The organism is Silicimonas algicola, from assembly GCF_003148765.1.
Taxonomy (GTDB): Bacteria; Pseudomonadota; Alphaproteobacteria; order Rhodobacterales; family Rhodobacteraceae; genus Silicimonas; species Silicimonas algicola.
Genome location: NZ_QGGV01000002.1, coordinates 481909 through 504735 on the forward strand (window position 1 = coordinate 481909; position 22827 = coordinate 504735).

The 22827-nt window shown below is 66.6% G+C and carries 24 protein-coding genes; 14 read left to right on the forward strand and 10 right to left on the reverse strand.

Going from position 1 to position 22827, the window contains the following annotated elements; all coding sequences use genetic code 11:
- Positions 1 to 41: 41 nt before the first annotated feature.
- From C8D95_RS06715 to C8D95_RS06730, 4 genes are read right to left on the reverse strand one after another with little or no spacing between them, the layout of a single operon-like run.
- A complete protein-coding gene (locus tag C8D95_RS06715) occupies positions 42 to 1022 on the reverse strand; it encodes a methyltetrahydrofolate cobalamin methyltransferase (protein ID WP_109758384.1) in 981 nt (326 codons plus the stop codon).
- Complete coding sequence (locus C8D95_RS06720; protein ID WP_170121473.1) at positions 1019 to 1675, reverse strand: HAD family hydrolase; 657 nt, start codon at positions 1673 to 1675, stop codon at positions 1019 to 1021. Before C8D95_RS06720 ends, C8D95_RS06715 begins: the two co-directional genes overlap by 4 nt.
- Entirely contained in the window at positions 1672 to 2595 is a 924-nt protein-coding gene (locus C8D95_RS06725; protein ID WP_109758545.1) for a methylenetetrahydrofolate reductase, read from the reverse strand. Before C8D95_RS06725 ends, C8D95_RS06720 begins: the two co-directional genes overlap by 4 nt.
- Before the next feature lie 26 nt (positions 2596 to 2621).
- Positions 2622 to 2918 (reverse strand): virulence factor, encoded by a 297-nt coding sequence (locus C8D95_RS06730; RefSeq protein ID WP_109758386.1) that lies wholly within the window; start codon positions 2916 to 2918, stop codon positions 2622 to 2624.
- A gap of 239 nt (positions 2919 to 3157) precedes the next feature.
- Here C8D95_RS06730 and yajC point away from each other — a divergent pair, with 239 nt between their 5' ends.
- The 6 genes from yajC to ccmB are packed head-to-tail and all read left to right on the forward strand — an operon-like array spanning position 3158 to position 7802.
- On the forward strand, positions 3158 to 3481 hold the full coding sequence (gene yajC, locus C8D95_RS06740) for a preprotein translocase subunit YajC (protein ID WP_109758387.1): 324 nt from the start codon (positions 3158 to 3160) through the stop codon (positions 3479 to 3481).
- A 7-nt stretch (positions 3482 to 3488) separates the two neighbouring features.
- Entirely contained in the window at positions 3489 to 5153 is a 1665-nt protein-coding gene (secD, locus tag C8D95_RS06745) for a protein translocase subunit SecD (RefSeq protein WP_109758388.1), read from the forward strand.
- Position 5154: 1 nt separating this feature from the next.
- Positions 5155 to 6132 carry a protein translocase subunit SecF gene (secF, locus tag C8D95_RS06750; protein WP_109758389.1) on the forward strand — a complete coding sequence of 326 codons (978 nt, stop codon included), beginning with the start codon at positions 5155 to 5157 and terminating at the stop codon, positions 6130 to 6132.
- Positions 6133 to 6179: 47 nt separating this feature from the next.
- Positions 6180 to 6527 carry an Mth938-like domain-containing protein gene (locus tag C8D95_RS06755; RefSeq protein WP_109758390.1) on the forward strand — a complete coding sequence of 116 codons (348 nt, stop codon included), beginning with the start codon at positions 6180 to 6182 and terminating at the stop codon, positions 6525 to 6527.
- A 4-nt stretch (positions 6528 to 6531) separates the two neighbouring features.
- The gene (gene ccmA, locus C8D95_RS06760) at positions 6532 to 7149 is read left to right on the forward strand and encodes a heme ABC exporter ATP-binding protein CcmA (protein WP_109758391.1); all 618 of its coding nucleotides are present in this window, start codon (positions 6532 to 6534) and stop codon (positions 7147 to 7149) included.
- On the forward strand, positions 7146 to 7802 hold the full coding sequence (gene ccmB / locus C8D95_RS06765; RefSeq protein WP_109758392.1) for a heme exporter protein CcmB: 657 nt from the start codon (positions 7146 to 7148) through the stop codon (positions 7800 to 7802). The genes ccmA and ccmB overlap by 4 nt, the downstream gene beginning before the upstream one ends.
- A gap of 101 nt (positions 7803 to 7903) precedes the next feature.
- Here the strand turns inward: ccmB and C8D95_RS06770 are convergent, their stop codons facing one another.
- Positions 7904 to 8548, reverse strand: a complete 645-nt coding sequence (locus C8D95_RS06770) for a biotin transporter BioY (protein ID WP_109758393.1) — start codon at positions 8546 to 8548, stop codon at positions 7904 to 7906.
- Positions 8549 to 8659: 111 nt separating this feature from the next.
- Positions 8660 to 9124: a DUF6314 family protein gene (locus tag C8D95_RS22475; protein ID WP_346243135.1), complete on the reverse strand. Its 465-nt coding sequence runs from the start codon at positions 9122 to 9124 to the stop codon at positions 8660 to 8662.
- A gap of 72 nt (positions 9125 to 9196) precedes the next feature.
- Between C8D95_RS22475 and purB the strand changes: the two genes are divergently transcribed.
- From purB to C8D95_RS06795, 5 genes are all read left to right on the forward strand, one after another.
- Positions 9197 to 10501 (forward strand): adenylosuccinate lyase, encoded by a 1305-nt coding sequence (purB, locus tag C8D95_RS06780; RefSeq protein ID WP_109758395.1) that lies wholly within the window; start codon positions 9197 to 9199, stop codon positions 10499 to 10501.
- Positions 10502 to 10582: 81 nt separating this feature from the next.
- Positions 10583 to 10738 carry a carbohydrate-binding module family 14 protein gene (locus C8D95_RS06785; RefSeq protein ID WP_109758396.1) on the forward strand — a complete coding sequence of 52 codons (156 nt, stop codon included), beginning with the start codon at positions 10583 to 10585 and terminating at the stop codon, positions 10736 to 10738.
- Positions 10739 to 10887: 149 nt separating this feature from the next.
- The gene (locus C8D95_RS22480) at positions 10888 to 11472 is read left to right on the forward strand and encodes a hypothetical protein (protein ID WP_249033313.1); all 585 of its coding nucleotides are present in this window, start codon (positions 10888 to 10890) and stop codon (positions 11470 to 11472) included.
- Complete coding sequence (locus C8D95_RS22485; protein WP_241239655.1) at positions 11469 to 11921, forward strand: FliG C-terminal domain-containing protein; 453 nt, start codon at positions 11469 to 11471, stop codon at positions 11919 to 11921. Before C8D95_RS22480 ends, C8D95_RS22485 begins: the two co-directional genes overlap by 4 nt.
- A gap of 39 nt (positions 11922 to 11960) precedes the next feature.
- Complete coding sequence (locus C8D95_RS06795) at positions 11961 to 12848, forward strand: lysophospholipid acyltransferase family protein (RefSeq protein ID WP_109758397.1); 888 nt, start codon at positions 11961 to 11963, stop codon at positions 12846 to 12848.
- Here C8D95_RS06795 and C8D95_RS06800 read toward each other — a convergent pair.
- Complete coding sequence (locus tag C8D95_RS06800) at positions 12845 to 13543, reverse strand: DUF1223 domain-containing protein (RefSeq protein ID WP_109758398.1); 699 nt, start codon at positions 13541 to 13543, stop codon at positions 12845 to 12847. The genes C8D95_RS06795 and C8D95_RS06800 overlap by 4 nt on opposite strands.
- 257 nt (positions 13544 to 13800) lie before the next feature.
- On the opposite strand from C8D95_RS06800, the gene acnA reads away from it, so the two are divergent.
- Positions 13801 to 16578, forward strand: a complete 2778-nt coding sequence (gene acnA, locus C8D95_RS06805; protein ID WP_109758399.1) for an aconitate hydratase AcnA — start codon at positions 13801 to 13803, stop codon at positions 16576 to 16578.
- A gap of 321 nt (positions 16579 to 16899) precedes the next feature.
- On the opposite strand, the gene C8D95_RS06810 is transcribed toward acnA, so the two are convergent.
- From C8D95_RS06810 to C8D95_RS06820, 3 genes are read right to left on the reverse strand one after another with little or no spacing between them, the layout of a single operon-like run.
- Positions 16900 to 17439, reverse strand: a complete 540-nt coding sequence (locus C8D95_RS06810) for a DsbE family thiol:disulfide interchange protein (RefSeq protein ID WP_109758400.1) — start codon at positions 17437 to 17439, stop codon at positions 16900 to 16902.
- Complete coding sequence (ccmD, locus tag C8D95_RS06815) at positions 17432 to 17584, reverse strand: heme exporter protein CcmD (protein WP_109758401.1); 153 nt, start codon at positions 17582 to 17584, stop codon at positions 17432 to 17434. The genes C8D95_RS06810 and ccmD overlap by 8 nt, the downstream gene beginning before the upstream one ends.
- Positions 17584 to 18312 (reverse strand): heme ABC transporter permease, encoded by a 729-nt coding sequence (locus C8D95_RS06820; protein WP_109758402.1) that lies wholly within the window; start codon positions 18310 to 18312, stop codon positions 17584 to 17586. Before C8D95_RS06820 ends, ccmD begins: the two co-directional genes overlap by 1 nt.
- A gap of 137 nt (positions 18313 to 18449) precedes the next feature.
- Here C8D95_RS06820 and C8D95_RS06825 point away from each other — a divergent pair, with 137 nt between their 5' ends.
- Both C8D95_RS06825 and C8D95_RS06830 read left to right on the forward strand, forming a co-directional pair.
- Positions 18450 to 19613, forward strand: coding sequence for a M20 aminoacylase family protein (locus C8D95_RS06825; protein WP_109758403.1), 1164 nt, complete (start codon positions 18450 to 18452; stop codon positions 19611 to 19613).
- A 76-nt stretch (positions 19614 to 19689) separates the two neighbouring features.
- Positions 19690 to 22818 (forward strand): glycosyltransferase family 2 protein, encoded by a 3129-nt coding sequence (locus tag C8D95_RS06830; RefSeq protein WP_109758404.1) that lies wholly within the window; start codon positions 19690 to 19692, stop codon positions 22816 to 22818.
- Positions 22819 to 22827: the final 9 nt, after the last annotated feature.

Below are 22827 nucleotides of genomic sequence, written 5' to 3' on the forward strand. Positions count from 1 at the left end.
CCGGGCGCGGCGGGGAAAACCCCCGCCCGAACCCTTTCGCATCAGGCACGGCGGCGCCGTCCGCTGCGTCCGCCGATCTGCGAGGTCTGCTGCGCTAGGCTCGCCGCGGGAAACTCCATGCCCTCGGCGACGGCGTCGAGCACGCGACCGAAGCGGATCCACTCCGCGCCATGAGGATCGTGGTTCATCAGCAGGTTCGCGGCCCGGATGGCCTCCATCTCGACGGGGCGGATCGGGTTCATGATGGCGCTCGTCATGCCGGCGCCGATGGCCATCGTCAGGAAGGCTGCGTTGATCCCGTGGCGGTGCGGCATTGCGAACGAGATGTTCGACGCGCCGCAGGTCGTGTTGACGCCCAGTTCCTCGCGCAGACGCTTGATGAGCGCGAAGACGGATGTTCCCGCGATGTTCTTGGCGCCGATCGGCATGACGAGGGGATCGACGATGATGTCATGCGCAGGGATGCCGTAGTCGGCGGCGTGCTGGACGATCTTCTTCGCCACCGCGAAACGCACGTCGGGATCGTCCGAGATGCCGGTCTCGTCGTTCGAGATCGCCACGACCGGCACGTTGTACTTCTTGACGAGCGGCAGCACGGCTTCAAGACGCTCCTCCTCGCCGGTGACCGAGTTCACGAGCGGACGACCTTTCGCCGTCTCGAGCCCCGCCTTCAGTGCGCCCGGAACCGAGCTGTCGATGCAGAGCGGGCAGTCGGTGACGCCCTGTACCGTCTCGATTAGCTTCCGCATCAGGTCGGGCTCGACGAAGTTATTGTCGGCATAGCGCGGATCCTCGGCCATCTTGTTCGAGAACACTGCGCCCGAGTTGATATCCAGGACCATCGCGCCACAGGCGACCTGGTCGATGGCGTCCCGCTCGACCGTCGAGAAGTCGCCGGCTTCCAGTTCGAGGTTCAGCTTCTTGCGGCCCGTGGGGTTGATGCGTTCGCCGATCACGCAGAAGGGCGCGTCGAAGCCGATCACGGTGGATTTGGTCTGGGATTCTAGAACCGTGCGGGTCATAGGGTCGCTCCTTCGGGGATGGCGATGTGATCGGAAAGGGTCGGGTCGGTGAAGTCCCGTATGGCATGGATCGCGCCGAGGTCGAGAAGCGCCTCGGGCGTAAGGCTGGTGGCGACGCCGATGACGCGCAGGTCTGCGGCACGGGCCGAGGCGACGCCCGAGGCGCTGTCCTCGAACGCCACCGCCTCGTCGGCGCGAACGCCGAGAAGGTCGAGCGCGCGCAGATAGAGATCGGGCGCGGGCTTGCCGTGGACAACTTCGTCGGACGACACGCGGTGCCGGAAGTGTCCGCCAAGCGAAAGCCGCTCCAGCACCGTGTCGAGGTTCGCGCGGCAGGCGTTCGTCACGACGGCCAGCGGCAGGGCGGATAGCGTTTCCAGATAGGCCCGAGCGCCCTTGACCATCGGAAACTCCGCCGTGACACGCTCGCGGAAAGCGGCTTCCTTGCCGGCATCCATCTCGTCCGCGTCGTGGTTCGGCAGAAGCTCGGCGAAGATCTCGCGGTTCAGGCGACCGTGAATACGGCGCGTGTAGTCGGCCTCGGTGATGTCGAGGCCCCGCGCGCCGAGAAATTCGATGAAGACGGCCGCATGCACGGGATCGCTGTCGATCAGCGTCCCGTCCATGTCGAAGAGGATCGCGCGTGGCGTCACGCCGTGGCCCGCGCGGCGGGCACGGCGCCCTTCGAGGCCGTCCACTCGGCCGCGGCCTTGATCCCGCCGAGCGGGAAGATGTGGACGTTGGTGATTGCGAAGTCGGGGTGCGACGCCTTGTGGTGCGCCAGCTCCGTCACGATCTCGTCGGGTTCGTAGGGGAGGAGCAGCTTCGTGACGTCCATCGCGCGCTTCTGCAGAACGCGCAGCGACGGCCCCACGCCGCAGGCGACGGCGAACTTGATGAGCGTCTGAAGCTTCGCCGGACCGGCGATCCCGATATGGATCGGCAGGCCGATGCCCGCGTCGCGGACCGCGTCGGCCCAGGCGATGACCGGGTCGGCCTCGAAGGCGAACTGGGTGACGATGGCCATCTCGGCGTCGGTGCGCGCAGCGAAGTCGTTCTTCCACTTCATCGCCGTCTCGACGTTCAGGGTGGTGCCGTCGGGGTCGATGTCCTTGTTGCCCTCGGGGTGGCCTGCGACGTGAAGCCGCGTGAAGCCCGCCTTGTCGAAAAGCCCGGTCTCGAGAAGGTGGATCGAGCTTTCGAAGACGCCGCGCGGTTCGGCCACGCCGCCGGCAAGGATCAGGCCCTGCGTGACGCCCGCCTCGCCCTGGTAGCGCGCGATCCAGTCGCCCAGCATCTGCGCATTGTCGATGATCCGCGCCGGGAAGTGCGGCATCACCTGGAAGCCGTCGGCGGCGAGACGCTTCGCCGTCGCCACCATGTCCTCGATCGGGGTGCCGTCGATATGGGCGATGTAGACGCGGGTGCTTTCGGGCAGGAGGGCGCGGAAATCCTCGACCTTCTCGGCGGTGCGCGGCATCACCTCGATCGAGAAGTCCCGCAGGAACGTCTCGACACGCCGGTCGCCGGTGCGGGGGGCCTCGGTCTTTTTGCGGAAGTTCAGCAGTGACATCAACGATTTCCCTATGTCGCGGGGCGTCAGGCCCATCCGTCGTTCTCGATCAGCGCCCTGAGGCGGTCGTCCGTATAGTCGCGGTCCAATCTCTCGGCGGTCGCGCGCGCGACTTCATCGTCGGCGCCGTCCGCCTCGCCCGAGGCAACCTTGCGCCACTCCGATAGATAGGCGTCCGTGTCCCTCGCGCCCACCTTCATCGCCGCCCGGTCGATCGCCTGCTCGAAGCGCTCGGGCAGGGGCGCCTTGGCGCCCCGCCGGCCCTTGCCGACGATGACCTGCGCGGGAATGTCCCGCCAGTAGACGATGGTGACCTCGGCCATCCGGCACTCCTCTCGGTGGCGACAGCTCTATCCGGCTTCCCCCGCGTTCCGATGCAATAATTCGACCTGTCGCGCAACCTTAGCGACGTCGCATCCGACGCGGCGCAGGGGCCGCCGCGACATGCCGGGCCATTGCTTGTCATTCGGCGGGCTCTTAAGTAGGGTCCGCCAACTTCGGGGGCAGGGCGCTGGCCGCCCGCGTCGCCCACAAACGAACAACGACAAGGATCCAGCTCTCCATGTTCGTCACCCCTGCCTATGCCCAGGCGGCCGGAGGAGCGGGACCGTCGCTTCTCGCGCAGCTCCCCTTCTTCGTCGCCATCTTCGCGATCTTCTACTTCCTTCTGATCCGTCCGCAGCAGAAGAAGCTGAAGGAGCACAACGCGATGGTCGAGGCCCTGCGCCGTGGCGACCAGGTCGTTACCCAGGGCGGCCTTGTCGGCAAGGTCACCAAGGTCCGCGAGGACGGCGAAGTCGAGATCGAGATCGCTCCCGGCGTCAACGTCCGCGTCATCAAGCACACGATCCAGACAGTCCGTTCCAGGACCGAGCCGGCGAAATAGGGGCTCCATGCTTCAGATCCCCCTCTGGAAGCGGGTCGTCATCCTGGGCCTGTGCCTGCTCGGGATCCTGCTGGCCTTGCCGAACGCCTTCTATACCCGTGTCGAGACGCATAACGATGCCGTCTCCGCGATAGAGACGCTCGGCTCGACACCCGAGCGCGAGGCCGACGCCGGCCTCTGGCCGTCCTTCCTGCCGGCGACGCTGGTGAACCTCGGTCTCGATCTGCGGGGCGGCGCGCACCTTCTGGCGGAAGTCCATGTCGAGGACGTCTACGTCGACCGCATGGACACCACATGGCCCGATGTCCGCGACGCCCTCGTCGCAATCCGCGACCAGGTCGGATTCGTCGAACGGCTTGAGGCCGCCGCCCCCGGCACGCTGTCACTACGCATCCAGAACGCCGACGCCATGCCCGCAGCCCTGGAAGCGGTCCGCGCGCTAGCGCAGCCCGTCGTCAGCCTGTCGGGCATCGGCGCGCAGGATCTGGTGGTGACAGGGCAGGGCTCGACCCTGACGGTTGAACTTTCGCCCGAGGAAAAGCTCGCCACCGACGACCGCACCGTGCGCCAGGCGCTGGAAATCATCCGCCGCCGCATCGACGAGGTCGGCACACGCGAACCGACGATCCAGCGACAGGGCGAGGACCGGATCCTCATCCAGGTCCCCGGCGTCGGTTCGGCCGAAGAACTGAAGGGCATCATCGGCACCACCGCGCGTCTGACCTTCCATCCGGTCGTCTCCGCCTCCGCCACAGCCGATACGCGCACCTCCGCGGGGCAACTGCTGGTTCAGGACATCGACGAAGAGGCCGTTTGGTACGTCCTCGAAAGTGCCGCGATCCTGTCAGGCGAGGACCTGAAGACCGCGCAGCCGGGATTCGACCAGAACGGCCAGCCCTCGGTCACGCTCAGCTTCAACGGCCACGGTGCGCAGGTCTTCGGACGCTTCACGTCGGAAAACGTGGGCGCGCTCTTCGCCACCGTCCTGGACGACAAGGTCATCACCGCGCCCCAGATCCGCGAACCGATCACCGGCGGGCAGGCTCAGATCACCGGCAACTTCACCGTCGAAAGCTCCACCGACCTGGCGGTCCTCCTCCGCGCGGGCGCGCTGCCGGCCGAACTGACGTTTCTCGAAGAACGCACGATCTCTCCCGGCCTCGGTCAGGACTCGATCGAGGCGGGGCGCATCGCCGCCGTCGTGGGCTTTGTCGCCGTCATCGTCTTCATGGCGCTCTCCTACGGTCTCTTCGGCATCTTCGCCAATATCGCGCTCATCGTGAACCTCTCCATGCTCCTCGGCGTCCTGTCTGCCTTCGGCGCCACGCTGACACTTCCCGGCATCGCCGGCATCGTCCTGACCATGGGGATGGCGGTGGACGCAAACGTGCTGGTGTTCGAGCGTATCCGCGAGGAGCTGAAGACCGCCAAGGGCCCGAGCCGCGCCATCGAGCTTGGCTACCAGCGCGCCCTGTCCGCCATCATCGACGCCAACATCACGACCTTCATCACCTCGCTGATCCTTTTCCTTCTGGGCTCGGGTCCGGTGAAGGGATTTGCCGTGACCCTGATGGTCGGCATCGTCACCTCGGTCTTCACGGCGATCTGGCTGACGCGGCTTCTGGTGGTGATCTGGTTCGAGCGGCGCCGTCCCCGGACCATCGAGGTATGACATGCGCCTGAGATTCTTCGCCGACGAGACCAACTACGACTTCTTCAGGTGGCGCACCGCGACCTTCGGCGTCTCGGTCTTCGCCGTCATCGCCTCGATCCTGCTCTGGGTCTTCGTGGGCCTGAACTTCGGCATCGACTTCCGCGGCGGCACCACGATCCGCACCGAGGCTGCCGAGCCCGTAGATGTCGGCGCCTACAGACAGGCGGTCGAGACGCTGAACCTGGGCGAGGTTTCGGTGATCGAGGTCTTCGACCCGAACTTCCGCGACGACCAGAACGTGACCATGATCCGCATCCAGGCCCAGGACGGGCAGGAAAGCGTGACCGGCGACACCATTGCCCAGGTCCAGGCCGCGCTGCAACAGATCGCGCCGTCGATCGAGTTCGCGTCGGTCGAATCGGTCGGTCCAAAGGTGTCGGGCGAGCTGATCATGACCGCGATCATCGCGGTCGCCGCAGCGCTCGTCGCGATCCTGATCTACATCTGGCTGCGATTCGAATGGCAGTTCTCGGTCGGTGCGGTGGCCGCACTGTTCCACGATACCATCGTGACGATCGGCATCTTCAGCCTGCTGCAGATCCGCTTCGATCTCTCGACCATCGCGGCCCTTCTGACCATCGTGGGCTATTCGATCAACGATACCGTCGTGATCTTCGACCGGCTACGCGAGAACCTCAGGAAGTACAAGACGACGCCGCTGCAGGACGTGATGAACAAGTCGGTGAACGAGACGCTGAGCCGCACGGTGATGACGTCGGGCACGACGCTCGTGGCGCTGATCGCGCTTCTCGTCTTCGGCGGCGACGTGATCCGCGGCTTCGTCTTCGCCATCACCTGGGGCGTGGTCGTCGGCACCTATTCGTCGGTCTATGTCGCCAAGAACATCGTCCTGATGCTGGGCGTGACGCGCGACTGGTCCAAGCCGTCGGACGGCGGCGGCGGGGCGGGAACGCAGTTCGCCAACGTCGACGCCTGAGCGGGCAGGGGCTAGGCTCGCCACACGACGACCGGGAAGGAGGCTGAATGCGCCTGAACGAAGTGACGTACAACGGAGCCCTTCCGGTCGATGGCTACGGTCCGGGCTTCTTTCGCATTGGCGGGGTGAAGCGCGACGGCGCACACTCCATCCTGCCCTCCGGCGTCTCGGCGTGGGAGCCCTGGGACCAGGCGCCGTTCCTCGCCGATGGAGCCATCGACGTCCTGCTCGTCGGCACGGGCGCCGAGACGGCGCATCTGCCGCCCGAGTTCCGCACAAAGATCGAGGCTGCGGGCATCGGTGTCGAAGCCATGGCCAGCCCGCAGGCCTGCCGCACCTACAACGTCCTTCTCGGCGAAGGCCGCCGCGTCGGTCTCGCGGTTCTGCCCGTCTAGGACGATGACACGCCTCGCGCTCACCGATCTGGCCTGTGCGCGCGGCGGCCTGATCGTGATCGAGGGGCTGTCCCTGTCGCTCGGCGCGGGCGACGCGCTGATCCTTCGCGGCCCGAACGGGTCCGGCAAGACCACGCTCCTGCGCACCGTCGCCGGCCTCCAGCCGCCCGCCGCAGGACGCATCGAGGCGGATCCCGAGGCAATCGCCTATGCCGCACACGCCGACGGTCTGAAGGGCACGCTGAGCGTGGGAGAGAACCTCGAATTCTGGGCCGGTCTGTTCGGCACCCGCGGCATCGACGCAGCCCTCGCAGCCTTCGACCTCAGGGACATGCGCGAGCGCCGCGCGCAGGCGCTCTCGGCCGGGCAGAAACGCCGCCTCGGGCTGGCGCGCCTCCTCGTCACCGGCCGCCCGGTCTGGGCGCTGGACGAGCCCACGGTGTCTCTCGACGCCCGCGCGGTGGCGATGTTCGCCGAGGCCGTACGTGGCCACTTGGCAGAAGGTGGTGCCGCGCTGATCGCCACGCACATCGAGCTTGGTCTCGATGTCCCGGTCCTGGATGTCGCGCAGTTCAAACCCGGCGAGGCCCGCACGGATGCCTTCGACGAGGCATTCCTGTGATCCGCCTTCTCGTTCGTGACCTCAAGCTCGCCGTCCGGGCGGGCGGGGGCTTCGGTCTTGCACTTGCCTTCTTCCTGATCGTGACGGTCCTCGTCCCCTTCGGCGTCGGCCCGGCGTCCGAGCTTCTGGGAACCATCGCCCCCGGCATCCTCTGGATCGGCGCGCTCCTCGCCTGCCTCCTGTCGCTCGACCGCATCTTCGCCACCGACCACGAGGACGGTTCGCTCGAACTCCTCGCCACCGCTCCCCTGCCGCTCGAGGCGCTCGTCGCGGTCAAGGCGGCGGCGCACTGGCTGACGACGGGCTTGCCGCTTACGCTGGCCGCGCCCGCGCTCGGCGTCCTCCTCGATTTCCCTGCTCCGGCCTACGGCACGCTCTTCCTCGGGCTTCTCCTTGGCACCCCCGCGCTGTCGATGATCGGCGCCTTCGGCGCGGCGCTGACGGTTGGCCTGAAGCGCGGTGGGCTGCTCTTGTCGCTTCTCGTCCTGCCGCTCTACATGCCGACGCTGATCTTCGGCGCCGAGGCGGCGGGCCGCGCGGCCGACGGGCAGGGCGCCTCGACACCGCTTCTTCTCGTGACCCTCATCACCCTCGGCAGCCTCGCACTTCTGCCCTTCGCCGGTGCGGCCGCGCTTCGGATCAACCTGCGCTGATCCCGCTTCTTCTGTCCCTAAACGCTCGGCGAGGGGCAGGCCCCTTCCAAAGAAGAACGCGGCCCAGAAGGACCGCGTTCAGCTGGTCATCGGTGAGGGTTTCAGACGCGGGCGTCGCCCACGAGCTTCCAAATCGCCGGCAGGAGAAGCGCCGCGAGAGCGAGCTTCATTGCGTCGCCGATCAAGAATGGCGTGATGCCCCAGGTCAGGGTTTGCTCCCAGAGCGAGCCATAGGTCGCGACATCGAGCTTGCCGGCGGTCTCGATCCAGATCGAGAGCCAGGCAAGGCCCGGCACGTAGAGGAGCATGTTCCCGATCAGCATCGCAACGGCCATCAGGAGGACCGAGCGGTCCCAGCCGCGCCGGGCCAGGACGCCCATCGCTGCGATGGCTAGCACGTAGCCCGCAAGGTAGCCGCCGGTCGACCCCATCATGTAGGAAAGGCCGTTCAGTTCTGCGGTCGACGACTGGAACACGTCAAAGCCGAGGGCGCCGATCACCATGTAGGCAAGGATGGTCGCGAGGCCGAGACGTGGCCCGTAGGCAACGCCGATCGTCAGGACGGCGAAGGTGCCGAGGTTGACCGCAACGGGCGACGGGGGCACCGCGACCCTGACGTGGGCGGCGAGCGTCAAGACGGCAATGCCCACAACCAGGAGCACGGCACGCTTGATCCAGAGTTGCGTGGACTCGTCGGTGGTCCAGAAGGTCTCGGTCAGGACCGGACGGACGGCGGTTGTGGTCATGGGAGGGTCCCTCTTCCTCTGATGTTCCCTCGGGTTATGCACCCGCGATGCTGCGGGCGCAAGATTGGCGGAGCCGGGGCAGGGGCGCTGCCCCTCGCCGACTGCGGCGTCTCACCCCGGAGTGTTTCGGGACGGAAAAAGCTTTATCGGCGCGTAGTCCGACGTCATTATGTAGTCCTTCTGCGGTCCCAGGACACGCCAGACCGAGCGCCATCGCGGCCATTGGGTGAAATCATAGGCGACATCGTATCGGTCGGGACCGCAGAGGTGCGTGGCCTCGTGCCGTTCGGCTCCGGCAGAAATGCAGTGAAACGGTCTCAGGTCGTCGAAGAGCACCTCGAGGACGTCGCCAGCCTCCCGCCAGACATAGCGCCGCGACGCCGCGAAGCTCTGCCCGCCCAGGGCAAGCCGTCCCGTCTCGTCCTGGATCAGCTGCTGGCCCGACGGAGTGAACGTCGCCTCGCCTTCGAAGCTGGCACGGGTCCCATCCGCATGGAGAATGTCCCGCGTGATCCGCCAGCTCCCCGCGAGCGCGTGAAGGGACGTCAGACGCCCGATGCCGGTCTCGCGAACGATGGCCGCGTCCCTTCTTCTTGTCCCCCGGCCTGCGCCGGTCTAAACGCTGGCCGTCACCAAAGAGGCCGCAACATGATCCCGAGATACGCCCGCCCCGAGATGGTGTCCATCTGGTCGCCCGAGACGAAGTTCCGCATCTGGTACGAGATCGAGGCCCACGCCTGCGACGCCATGGCCGACCTGGGCGTCATCCCGCGCGAGAACGCCGAAGCCGTCTGGAAGGCGAAGGACACCGAGTTCGACGTCGCGCGCATCGACGAGATCGAGGCGGTGACGAAGCACGACGTGATCGCCTTCCTCACCCATCTGGCCGAGATCATCGGCAACGACGAAGCGCGCTTCGTCCACCAGGGCATGACGTCCTCGGACGTACTCGACACCACCTTCAACGTGCAACTCGTCCGCGCCGCCGACATCCTGATTGCGGACATGGAGGGATTGCTCGCCGCGCTCAAGAAGCGTGCCTACGAGCACAAGATGGACGTCCGCATCGGCCGCAGCCACGGCATCCACGCCGAACCCGTGACCATGGGTCTGACCTTCGCGCGCTTCTACGCCGAGATGGACAGGGGACTCGCTCGCCTGAAGAACGCCCGGCAAGAGGTTGCAACAGGAGCGATTTCCGGCGCTGTCGGTACGTTCGCCAACATCGACCCGGCGGTCGAGGCGCATGTCTGTGCGAAGCTGGGTCTGCGGCCCGAGCCGATCAGCACCCAGGTCATTCCGCGCGACCGGCACGCGATGTTCTTCGCCACGCTCGGCGTGATCGCGTCGTCGATCGAGAACATCGCCATCGAGATCCGCCACATGCAGCGGACCGAAGTGCTGGAGGCCGAGGAGTTCTTCTCGAAGGGTCAGAAGGGTTCGTCCGCGATGCCCCACAAACGCAACCCGGTCCTGTCGGAGAATCTGACGGGTCTTGCCCGTCTCGTCCGCATGGCCGTGGTGCCCGCGATGGAGAACGTGGCCCTCTGGCACGAGCGCGACATCTCGCACAGCTCCGTCGAGCGCGGCATCGGCCCGGACACGACGATCCACCTCGACTTCGCTCTCTCGCGGTTGACAGGCGTGATCGAGAAGCTGGTCGTCTATCCGAAGAACATGATGCGGAACCTCGAGACGTTCCGCGGTCTCGTCCACTCGCAGCGCGTCATGCTGGCGTTGACGCAAAAGGGCGTCAGCCGCGAGGACTCCTATCGCCTGGTGCAGCGCAATGCGATGAAGGTCTGGGAAGAGGGGGCGGACTTCATGGAAGAGCTGAAGGCCGATCCCGAGGTCACGTCGGCGATGAGCGAGGCCGAGATCGAGGACAAGTTCGACTTGGGCTATCACACCAAGCACGTCGACACGATCTTCGCCCGCGTCTTCGACGCCTGAGCCTCACGAAAGCGTGAGGAGCCTCGTGGGGGACGCGTGCTAGCTTTCCCTTACGTTAGCGACGAAAAGGAGATGCCCCCAATGAAGACGGCAGCCCTGCTGGCCGCACTCGTGATGACCCTGGCGCCCAGTGCCGTTCTGGCGATGTGCGAAGGTCACGACCAGGTCACCATGTCATGTCCCGAAGGCCAGACCTTCGATTCCGAAAGCCGGAGCTGCATCACCCCTACGGGCTGACGCCGTTCCGCGAGAGCTTCCTGAGGGCGGTCCGCGAGGCCGCCCTTTTTCTTTGGTAGCCGGGGGATGCGTAGCCAAGCGTTAACCCGCAGGCCGATAGAACATAACACGAACTCAGACCCCTCACCCCAGGGCGGCGCCGCGAAAGAATGATGCTCGATTCCCTGCCTTCCCTCGACGGTCCGACCGCCAGCCTCAGCCGTAGGGAAAAGGCGGCGATCGTCGTGCGCCTGCTTCTGACGAAGGGATCCGTGCCTTTCCTCGCTTCGCTGCCCGAGCACAAGCAGACCGAGCTTGCGGTGCAGCTTGCCCGCATGGCGCCGGTCGACCAGGACACGGTCGCCGCCGTGGCCGCGGAATTCGCCGACGCCATCGAACGGATCGGCCTGTCGTTCCCTGCTGGTCTCGAAAACGCCATCGGCCTTCTCGACGGCGTCCTGAGCGAGGGCGCGACCTCTCGCCTGCGGCAGATGGCGCCGTCGTCGGGCTATCGCGGCAATCCCTGGGACGACATCGACAAGGCCGAAGCGGACCGCCTGGTGCCGTTCCTGGAAAGCGAGGCGGTCGAGGTCGCGGCAGTGGTGCTGTCTAAGCTCAAGGTCGGCAAGGCGGCCGAGGTCTGGGCAAGCTGCCGGGCGAACGCGCGCGGCGCATCGCCTATGCGATCAGCCAGACCGGCGGCGTCTCTCCCGCGCTGGTCCACCGCATCGGCTGTGCTCTGGCCGACCAGTTGAGCGCGCGACCCGTCACCGCCTTTACCGACGGCCCCGTGACGCGCGTCGGCGCGATCCTCAACTATGCCCAGTCCCGCGTCCGCGACGACGTGCTGACGGGGCTTGAGGGCGAGGACAAGGATTTCGCCGACAGCGTCCGCGCCGCCATCTTCACCTTCGCCAACATCCCCGAGCGGATCTCGGCGCGGGACGTGCCGCGCATCCAGCGCGACATAGCACCGGACGACCTGACCCTGATCGTCGCGGGCGCCGGCGAGGGCGACCGCAAGGCCATCGATTTCCTCCTCGACAACATCTCGAAGCGCATGGCCGAGAACATCCGCGAAGAAGCGAAGGAGAAGAAGGGCGTCACCCCCGAGGATGTCGAGGCGGCGATGATCCGCGCGGTCGGCGTCATCCGCGACCTCGAGGCTGCCGGCGAGATCTTCTTCGTTGCAAACGACGCTTGAGCGGGCCATGTAACCCGCGGTTTTCCCGGCGGGTGACGGATGGCGGAGGGCAGGAGCGGTTTCAGGGACTGGATGCAGAACGCCGTCGCGCGCGCCGTCCTCGGTCTTGCGCTGGCGCTGCCCTACGAGACCCGCGTGCGCTTCACCGGCCGCGCCGTCAGCGCCCTGATTGCCCCCGTTGCGGGATGGCGACGGCGGATCCGCCGCAACCTCGCGCTTGCCGAACCCGGGCTGGACGCCGCCGCCCGGGAACGGATCGTGCGCGCGGTTCCAGACAATGTCGGTCGGACGCTGATCGAAATCTACTCGGGCGAGGAATTCGTCACCCGCGCCCGCGACTCTCAGATCGGTGGTCCGGGCTTGCCCGCCCTGGAGGCTGCGCGCGCCGAAGGCCGGGCGGTCGTCCTCGTCACAGCGCACCTGGGAAACTACGACGCCGTCCGCGGCAAGCTCAGCCGCGAGGGCTATCCGATGGCCGCGCTCTATCGCCCGATGGAGAACCCGGCCTTCCACGAACATTACCTCGAGGCGATATCGACCATCGCCGAGCCGGTCTTTCCGACGGACGCAAAGGGAATCTCGGCCCTGGTCCGGCATCTGAAGGGGGGCGGCATCATCGGCATCGTTGCCGACGTGGCCTCGCGCAAGGCGCCGCTCCTGTCATTCTACGGCCAGCCGGCTCACACGCCTCTGTCAGCGGCGGAATGGGCGATCAGGTATGACGCCGCCCTGATCCCTATCTTCGGCATCCGCCAGCCTGACGGCTTCACCTTCCGGATCCACGTCGCCGCCGAAATTCCGAAGGGCGATCCCGGGGCGATGATGCAAGCCTATAACGACGAGGTGGAGCGGATCGTGCGCGCGCATCCCGACCAGTGGTTCTGGATCCACAATCGCTGGAAGACGTACGTTCCGCGAAAGACCTAGCGCAGACGGGCCGCGCCAAGGATCGGGCCGGTCTCGCGAAGCTGCACGATGACGACGCAGGGCACATCGGCGGGAACCTCGGCCGAGCCGCTGAATTCGCCGGCGCCCGTCCAAGTCCCCAGATCGCGCCACCCCGTAACGATGTTCACGTAGGTGATCGTGCGGCCGGCGTTCTCGCCCCGGCGTATGTCGGTGGTGGCCTCGGGGACGTATGTGACGACGCGCACGACGGCGGGTGCATCGAACACCGAGGTCGACTGCGCGACCACATGGACGCGGCCGCCCTTGCGCCGCGCCGAGACCGTCACGGGGTCGGGACTGTCGGAATGGCGCTGGATCGCGTTGGCGATCTTCATCGACTTCGACCCGACGACATGGTCGGTTCCGCCGATGATCGCCTGCGGTGTATAGATCGACCGCTCTCCCTTCGAGCGGGCATAGGCCTTCTGCCGGGCGGTGAAGGCCGCGCTGCCGAACTCGTCGGCCCAGCCGAGGTAGTCCCAGTAGTCGACGTGGTAGGCCAGCGCAAAGACGTCGTTGCGCGTCGCAAGCTCGGCCAGGATCTCGTCGGCGGGCGGACAGGAGGAGCACCCCTGCGAGGTGAACAGCTCCACCACCACCGCGTCGCGGGCCTGAACGGCCGTGGCGCCGAGCAGGGACAGAAGAACGAGGAAGGCGGGAAGGATACGCGACATGCAGGGGGTCCGGTTGGTCTGGCCGGTTCTGGGTATCCGAGGAACCGGGCCCGAGCCAATCAAGGTTTTGAGAGATGGCGTTACAGTCGTCGAGGTGCGACGTCGCGGTCACGCGCAGACGAAAGGCCTGGCCACTCCACCAAGGCGCATAAATTGTGCACAATGGTATACAAAATTGGGCCCAGACCCCTTGCGCGGTGGGGGCGTGGAGGAGTATGCCACGGCCAACTCACCCGCCAGACCCTACGGAGGCCCCTATGCCCATTGTTGTCGGCCACGACTCCACCAAAACCCGCAAGACCCTGACCGTCGGCGGACAAAGCGTCGACTATTACTCGATTCCCGCAGCTGAGGCCGCAGGTCTCGGCGATTTCTCGAAACTGCCGGCCTCGCTCAAGGTCGTGCTTGAGAACATGCTCAGGTTCGAGGACGGGAAGACCGTCAGCGTCGACGACATCCGGGCCTTCGCCGAATGGGCCAGCATGGGCGGCAAGAACCCGCGCGAGATTGCCTATCGTCCCGCACGCGTGCTGCTCCAGGATTTCACCGGCGTCCCGGCCGTCGTCGATCTGGCCGCGATGCGCGACGCCATCATCTCGCTCGGCGGCGACGCCGAGAAGATCAACCCGCTCAATCCCGTCGACCTCGTCATCGACCACTCGGTGATGATCGACGAGTTCGGCAACCCGCGCGCCTTCCAGATGAACGTCGACCGCGAGTACGAGCGGAACATGGAGCGCTACACCTTCCTCAAGTGGGGCCAGTCGGCCTTCGACAATTTCCGCGTCGTCCCGCCGGGCACCGGAATCTGCCACCAGGTGAACCTCGAATATCTCAGCCAGACCGTCTGGACCGACACCGATCAGGACGGAAAGACCGTCGCCTATCCCGACACCCTCGTCGGCACCGACAGCCACACCACGATGGTCAACGGACTGTCCGTCCTCGGCTGGGGCGTGGGCGGGATCGAGGCCGAGGCCGCGATGCTGGGCCAGCCGATCTCGATGCTGATCCCCGAGGTCGTGGGCTTCGAGCTTACCGGCCAGACGGTCGAGGGCACCACAGGTACCGACCTCGTGCTGAAGGTCGTCGAAATGCTGCGCAAGAAGGGCGTGGTCAACAAGTTCGTCGAGTTTTACGGCGCGGGCCTCGATCACCTGCCGCTGGCCGACCGCGCGACGATCGCCAACATGGCGCCCGAATACGGCGCCACCTGCGGCTTCTTCCCCATCGATAACGAGACGCTTCGCTACCTTCGCCAGACCGGCCGGTCCGAGGATCGCGTCGCGCTGGTCGAAGCCTATGCCAGGGAGAACGGCCTCTGGCGCGGTGCGGACTATGCGCCGGTCTATACCGACACGCTCTCGCTCGACATGGGCACAATCGTTCCGGCCATTTCGGGTCCGAAGCGCCCGCAGGACTATATCGCGCTCGACCGCGCCGCGACGTCCTTCCACAAGTACGTCGAGGGACAGCGGGCAGCCAAGGACGCCACCGTCAAGGAAGAGGTCCGCTGGGAAGGCGAGGGCGGCCAGATGGAGCCCGTTGCCATCCCGGGTGATGAGGGGCACCACCGCCGCGGCCGTGTCGCCTCGGGCGACGCAGGCTACCAGCTTCACGACGGCTCGATCGTGATCGCCTCGATCACCTCCTGCACCAATACTTCGAACCCCTACGTGATGATCGGCGCGGGGCTCGTGGCGCGGAAGGCGCATGAAAAGGGCCTGACCCGCAAGCCCTGGGTCAAGACCTCGCTCGCCCCCGGCAGCCAGGTGGTGTCGCATTATCTCGAGGCGGCGGATCTGCAGAAGGACCTCGACGCCATCGGCTTCAACCTCGTCGGCTATGGCTGCACGACCTGCATCGGCAACTCTGGCCCTCTCGAGCCCGAGATCTCGGCGTGCATCAACGACAACGACCTGATCGGCGTCGCCGTGCTGTCGGGCAACCGCAACTTCGAAGGACGGATCAGCCCGGACGTGCGCGCGAACTACCTCGCCTCGCCGCCGCTGGTCGTCGCCTATTCGCTGGTCGGCGACATGAACGTCGACATCACGACCGACCCGCTTGGCGTCGGCAAGGACGGCCAGCCGGTCTACCTCAAGGACATCTGGCCCACGCAGAAAGAGGTCGCGGACCTCGTGGCCGAGACGGTCACGCGGCAGGCGTTCCTGTCCAAGTACGCCGACGTCTTCAAGGGCGACGAGAAGTGGCGCGGCGTCCAGACCACGGACAGCCTGACCTACGACTGGCCCTCGACCTCGACCTATGTCCAGAACCCACCCTACTTCCAGGACATGGGGCCGAACCCCGGCACCATCTCGAACGTCGAGGGCGCGCGCATCCTGGCGATGCTGGGCGACATGATCACCACCGACCACATCAGCCCTGCCGGGTCGTTCCGCGAGTCCTCGCCCGCCGGCGAATACCTCGTCGACCGCCAGGTGCCGGTGCGCGAGTTCAACTCCTACGGCTCGCGCCGCGGCAACCACCAGGTGATGATGCGCGGCACCTTCGCCAACATCCGCATCAAGAACGAGGTGCTGGACGGCGTCGAAGGCGGCTACACCAAGGGGCCGGACGGGCAGCAGACCTCGATCTACGACGCCGCGATGGCCTACATGGACCAGGGCACGCCCCTTGTCATCATCGCGGGCGAACAATACGGCGCGGGATCCTCGCGCGACTGGGCCGCGAAGGGTACGGCGCTTCTTGGCGTCAAGGCCGTCATTGCCGAGAATTTCGAGCGTATCCACCGCTCGAACCTCGTCGGCATGGGCGTCATTCCGTTCGAGTTCAGCGCGGGCGACACCCGCAAGTCGCTTGGCCTGAAAGGCGACGAGGTCATCACAATCACCGGCCTCGACGGCGACCTGAAGCCGCTTTCCGAGGTGCCCTGCCGGATCGACTATGCCGACGGCTCGTCGAAAGAGATCACGCTGCGCTGCCGGATCGATACGGCCATCGAGAAGGAATACATCGAGCACGGCGGCGTCCTGCACTACGTGCTGCGGAACCTCGCCAAGGCAGCCTGACGCCAGTCTGACGGAACATCGAGGGCCCGGGCGGCAGCGTCCGGGCCTTTCGATTCGACGGAAAGGCCCGAAATGCCGACAATTCGGGCAGGTCCGCCGGTCTGTTTCACGAAACGCCGGATTGACGTCTGCATCCCATCGCAATTCTTCCAATTCGGGCGAGATTGTGACAACCTTCGACCTGTAACAAGTTCCCGGGGATGTTCATGGACCGTACGAGTGATACGCTTCGCGTCGTTGCGCGGGCGATGCCGTTTTCCCTGCCGCCACTCGAGGGTTGCGCGCTTATCGTCCTGATGATCGTCTGGCTGGTCGGCTGACCTAGTCGGCCAGGGCCGCCTCGATCGCCGGGCGAATCCGGTTCGCCAGGATGCTGTTCGTGATCGGACCCGCGAACCTCAGTACCACCGTCCCGTCGCCATCGACCACAAAGGTTTCCGGCACGCCGTAGACGCCCCAGTCGATCGCCGTTCTGCCATCCGCGTCCGCGCCGATGGCGCTGTACGGGTCGCCGAGTTCTTCGAGAAACCCCAGAGCCTTCTCCGGGTCGTCCTTGTAGTTGACGCCGATGATCGTCAGCCCCTCGTCCTTCAGCGCCATGATCTGCGGGTGCTCGACGCGGCAGGGCGCGCACCAGCTCGCCCAGAAGTTCACCAGCGTCACCTCGCCCGACCTGAGCGAGGCATCCGTGGGTGGCGCGCTTTCGCCCAGGGGCGCGAGGGCCAGGGCCGGCGCGGAGCTGCCGATCAGCGTAGACGGCAGGGCATCGGGATCATCCCGGAACATGCCGCCCAGGAAAAGCCCCGCCATGGCGGCGAAGATCAGGGGCGGCGCGAGGACGAGGGGCGAGATTCTAGCCAACGGCGCGGCGTCCCTCGGTCTCGGCCAGCCGCCGGCGCGACCGGCGCGACTGCACCCAGGTCAGCACAAGGAGCGCGGCAAGAAGGCCAAGCGAGCCGGCGTAGGCCAGCGCGACCTCGGCGGCATAGGTGGGCGTTCCCTCCATCAGGCCATCCGCTCCTTCAGTTCCAGCGCCGAGACGCGGCGAAGCCGGATCTCGGTCCGGGTGCGGATCAGCACGAGCGCCACGAAGAGCAGCACGAACCCCACGATGCATACCATAAGCGGCACCCAGTAGACGTCCGCCACGTTCTCGTCACGGTCGAGCGACAGGGAAGCCCCTTGGTGCAGCCCCTGGTTCCAGAAGTTGACCGCATAGCGCGATAGAAGCGCGAAGACCGAGCCCACGAGGCACAGGACCGACGTCAGGTCGGCGGCGGTATCCGGGTTCTCGACCGACGACCACAGCGCCATGTAGCCGAGGTAGAACAGGAACAGGATCAGGAAGGACGTCAGCCGCGGATCCCACTCCCACCAGGTGCCCCACATCGGTTGGCCCCAGATCGCCCCGGTCCAGAGCGCGATGAGCGTCATCACCGCCCCCACGGGCGCCGCCGCCTTCGCGGCCAGCGCCGAGACGTGATGCCGCCGGACCAGCCAGATCAGCGAGGCCACCAGCATCATCGCCCAGGCATTGATCGCCATCATCGCCGAGGGGACGTGCAGGTAGATGATCTTCACCGAGTCGCGGAAATTCTCGGCCTCGGGCACGAAAGCCACGCCCCAGACCAGCCCGACCGCAAGACACAGCGCCGCCACCCCCGCCAGAGGCGCCACGATCCGGTCGGTCGTGGCCATGAACTTGCGTGGGTTGGCGTATTCCCAAAGCGACATGGCCTCTTCCTATCCGGGCCCCGCGCCCCTCTCAAGTCACGGATGCGTGGCGCTATTGACGCAGGGGCCAATGTGGCGGGGGTTGCCTTGGCCGCGCGAGGGGTGAAATCTGGCAAGCGAACCCGAAGGAGTCTGCCATGCCCGTCCGCAACCGATTTGCCGAGCTTCACGAGGAGATCACCGCGTGGCGCCGCGACATCCACCAGCACCCCGAGATCCTCTTCGAGGTTCACCGCACCGCCGCCCTCGTCGCCGACAAGCTCCGCGAGTTCGGATGCGACGAGGTCGTGACCGGCATCGGGCGCACGGGCGTCGTCGGCATCATCAAGGGCCGCACCGGCAGATCGGGACGCACGGTTGGTCTGCGCGCCGACATGGACGCGCTGCCGATCGAGGAGGCGACGGGTCTCGACTATGCGTCGAAGACTCAAGGCGCCATGCACGCCTGCGGCCACGACGGGCACACGGCCATGTTGCTGGGGGCGGCCAAGTATCTTGCCGAGACGCGCAACTTCGACGGTTCGGTCGCGGTCATCTTCCAGCCCGCCGAGGAAGGCGGCGGCGGCGGGCGCGAGATGGTGGACGACGGCATGATGGACCGCTTCGGAATCGACGAGGTCTATGGAATGCACAACTGGCCGGGCAAACCCGTGGGCAGCTTCGCGATCCGCGCGGGCGCCTTCTTTGCAGCCACCGACGTCTTCGAGATCGTGGTGGAGGGGAAGGGCGGCCACGCCGCCAAGCCGCAGGAGGTGATCGACCCCACCGTGACGGCATCGCAGATCGTCATGTCCCTTCAGACCATCGCCAGCCGCAACGCGGACCCGGTCAAGCAGGTCGTCGTTTCGGTCACGTCCTTCGTCACATCGTCGACCGCCTTCAACGTCATCCCGCAGCGCGTGACGCTGAAAGGCACGGTGCGGACCCTCGACGCCGACACCCATGACCTGGCCGAGACGCGGCTGAACGACATCGTGACCCACATCGCTGCCGCCTTCGGCTGCACGGCGCGCGTCGACTACACGCGCAACTACCCGGTGATGGCGAACTCGGAAACCGAGACGGGATATGCCATCGACGCCGCGAAGAAGGTGTCGGGCGACTGCGAGGAGGCTCCGCTCGTCATGGGCGGCGAGGACTTCGCCTTCATGCTGAACGCGCGCCCCGGCGCCTATATCCTCGTCGGCAACGGCGACACGGCGATGGTCCACCACCCCGAGTACAACTTCAACGACGAGGCGATCCCGGCGGGCTGCTCGTGGTACGTCGAGATGGCGGAAAGCCGGCTGCCCGCGGCCTAGTTCCACCGCGCCGAACCGGTAATGGACGCTGCGGAAACGACCGTGTAACCTCGCCCGAAAACGGGGGCCGGGCAGCATGGACCAACCGATCGCGATGCTCTGGATGCGGGGAAGCCTCAGCTTCGTCGAGCAGCTTTGCGTGCGGTCCTTCCTCGACGCGGGGCACCACGTCATCCTCTACGGCTACGAGGAAATCGGACGCGTGCCGGACGGCGTGGAGCGGCGCGACGCGGCCCTGATCCTGCCCGAGACCGGGTTTCTCGTTCACGAACGCACCGGCTCGCCCGCGCTTCATTCCGATCTCTTTCGCTATCGCCTTCTTGCGCGGGGAACCGGCGAGATCTGGGCCGACACCGACGCCTATTGCCTGCGGCCCTTCCGTGCGCACGACGGCCATCTATACGGCTGGGAGAGCGAGCACCACGTCAACGGCGGTGTCCTCGGCCTGCCGCCCGACAGCGCGACGCTGGCGGCCCTTCTCGACTTCACCAGCGACGAATTCGCCATTCCGCCCTGGGAGAAGCCCTGGCGGCGCCGCGAATTGGAGGCGGCGAAGGCAAGCGGCCAGCCCGTCCACGCCGGCGAACAGACATGGGGGGTCTGGGGCCCGCACGCCATCACGCACTTCCTGAAGGAGACGGGCGAGATCGCCCACGCCTTGCCGCAGGCGGCGCTCTATCCCTATACCTTCGCCGAACGGCGGAAACTGCTGACGGCCGGCGTCGACCACGCCCGCAAGATCACCGACGAGACGCAGTCGATCCACCTCTACGGCCGGCGCATCCGCAAGCGGATCGCGGAACGCGACCTGGGACTGCCCGACCCTGACAGTCTTCTCGGTGGTCTCCTCATCAAACACCGCATCGACCCCTGCGACGCGCCATTGCGCGACTGCCCCGACCCGGACCGCGACCACGCCTTCGCGCGCCGCTATCGCGAGGCGGTCGAAGGCAAGCAGTACCAGGCGGCTGCCATGACCGGCGAGATCCGGCCTCTGGACGAGGTCGTGGCGGTGACGACCATGCGCAACGAGGGCGCCTTCATCCTCGACTGGGTGGCCTATCACCTGGGCGTCGGCGTCACGCATTTCCTCGTCTACACCAACGACTGCGACGACCAGACCGTGGCCATCCTCGACGCGCTCGCCGCCCGCGGCCTTGTTACCCGCGTGGACAACCCGGTGTCGGACGGCCAGAAGCCGCAGCGCCAGGCGTTGACCGCCGCGTGGAGTCAACCGCGCGTGACCGCCGCCGACGCGGTGGTGGTCATGGACGTGGACGAATACATCAACGTCCACGAGGGCGACGGGACCCTGACCGACCTCTTCCGCGCGGCGGGCGACCCCGACATGATCTCGATGACCTGGCGGCTCTTCGGCACCTCGGGTCACATCGCCTATGAGGACGCGCCCGCGCCCGAACGCTTCACCCGCTGCGCGCCGGCCCTGACGCGCAAGCCGCATCAGGCCTGGGGCTTCAAGACCATCCTGAGGCGCGGCGCCCCCTTCGCGGGCTTCGGCGTCCACCGTCCGCACGATCCGACGGGTCCGATGCCGCGCTGGACCAACGGATCGGGCGCGCAGCTACCGGACCGCTACCTCGACGGAGGCTGGCGGAGCGGGATCGATTGCTGGGGATACGACCTCGTCACGCTGAACCACTACGCGGTCCGATCCTGCGAGAGCTTCCTCGTCAAGCGGGACAGGGGCCGGTCGAACCACGTCGCGCGACCGCAGGACGTGGCCTATTGGAACACCTACAACCGCAACGACGAAGTCGACGCCTCGATCCTGCCCCGCCTCGAACGCGCGCGGGCGCTGCGCGAGGTCTTCGCTCGGGACCCCGGCCTCGGACCGCTGCACGAGGCCGCCGTCCACTGGCACCGCGCGCGGATCGACGCGCTGAAGGCGTCTCCGCGCGAGGCTGCTTTCCTGGCGCATGTCTCGGCCGATCCGAATTCGCACCGGCTGGACGAGATCGCGCTTCCCGAGGCCCCACCCGTGCCCCGCACGGTGGCGGCTGCGCCCGTGTCGTCGCTGATCGAGTTGCGCGACGTGGCGCCACCCACAGGTGACGAGGCCGCGCGGCAGTTCGACGGGCTGATGGAGCGCCTGAAGTCCCGCCAGCCGCTTTTGCCGCCCCTCGACGCGCCGCCCCGGTCCGAGAGGATCGTTGTCGTCACCTCGATGAAGAACGAGGGCTGCTTCGTCCTCGAGTGGATCGCCTACCACCTGTCGATCGGGGTGACGCATTTTCTTGTCTACACCAACGATTGCGACGATCCGACGGATGCGGTTCTGGACCGCCTCCAGGCGCTTGGACATGTCACGCGCGTCGACAACCCCTTCAACCGCGAGTCCGGCCAGAAGCCGCAGAGGGGCGCGCTGAACGATGCCGCCGAACGCGCGGTGGTGCGGGACGCCGACTGGGTCGGCATCATCGACGTGGACGAGTTCGTCAACATCCACGTCGGCGACGGCACCTTCGCGGCGCTTCTTGAGGCGGCGAACCATCCCAACGTCATCTCGATGACCTGGCGCTTCTTCGGCAACAGGGGCGTCCACGCCTATGAGGACCGCTGGCAGACCGAGATCCTGACGGCCTGCGCGCCGCTCTACATCCCGAAGCCGCGCCTTGGGTGGGGCTTCAAGAGCTTCTACCGTCCCGACGGCCCCTTCACGAAGGTCGGCGTCCATCGCCCGCTTGGCCTCGACCCCGAACGCGCGGACGAGGTGCGTTGGATCAACGGGGCAGGCCGCGCCATGCCCGAGAGGGTGGCGCTGAAAAGCGAGTGGTTCAGCCGCAAGGACACCATCGGCTACGACATGGTGACGCTGAACCACTACGTTCTGCGCTCGGCCGAGAGCTTCCTCGTCAAGCGCCAGCGAGGGCGGATCAACCACGTCGATCAGGACCAGGGCGTGAACTACTGGGTCACACGGAACTACGCGACCGAGACCGACACCTCGATCCACGCCCGTCTGCCGCGCGCACGCGACGTGCTGGTGGGCCTTCTGGCGGACGAGGATTTGTTCCGGCTGCACCGCGCCTCAGTGGCCTGGCACCGCGAGAGGATCGATGAGCTGATGCGCGAGACGGAGTACCGCGCGCTTTACGACGCGATCACCGATCCCTCGCTGCCCGACGCGATCATGCGAGCGCCGAAGGAGAAGGGCGACCAGCAGACGCTCGAGGCGGCGGAATAATTACGTCGC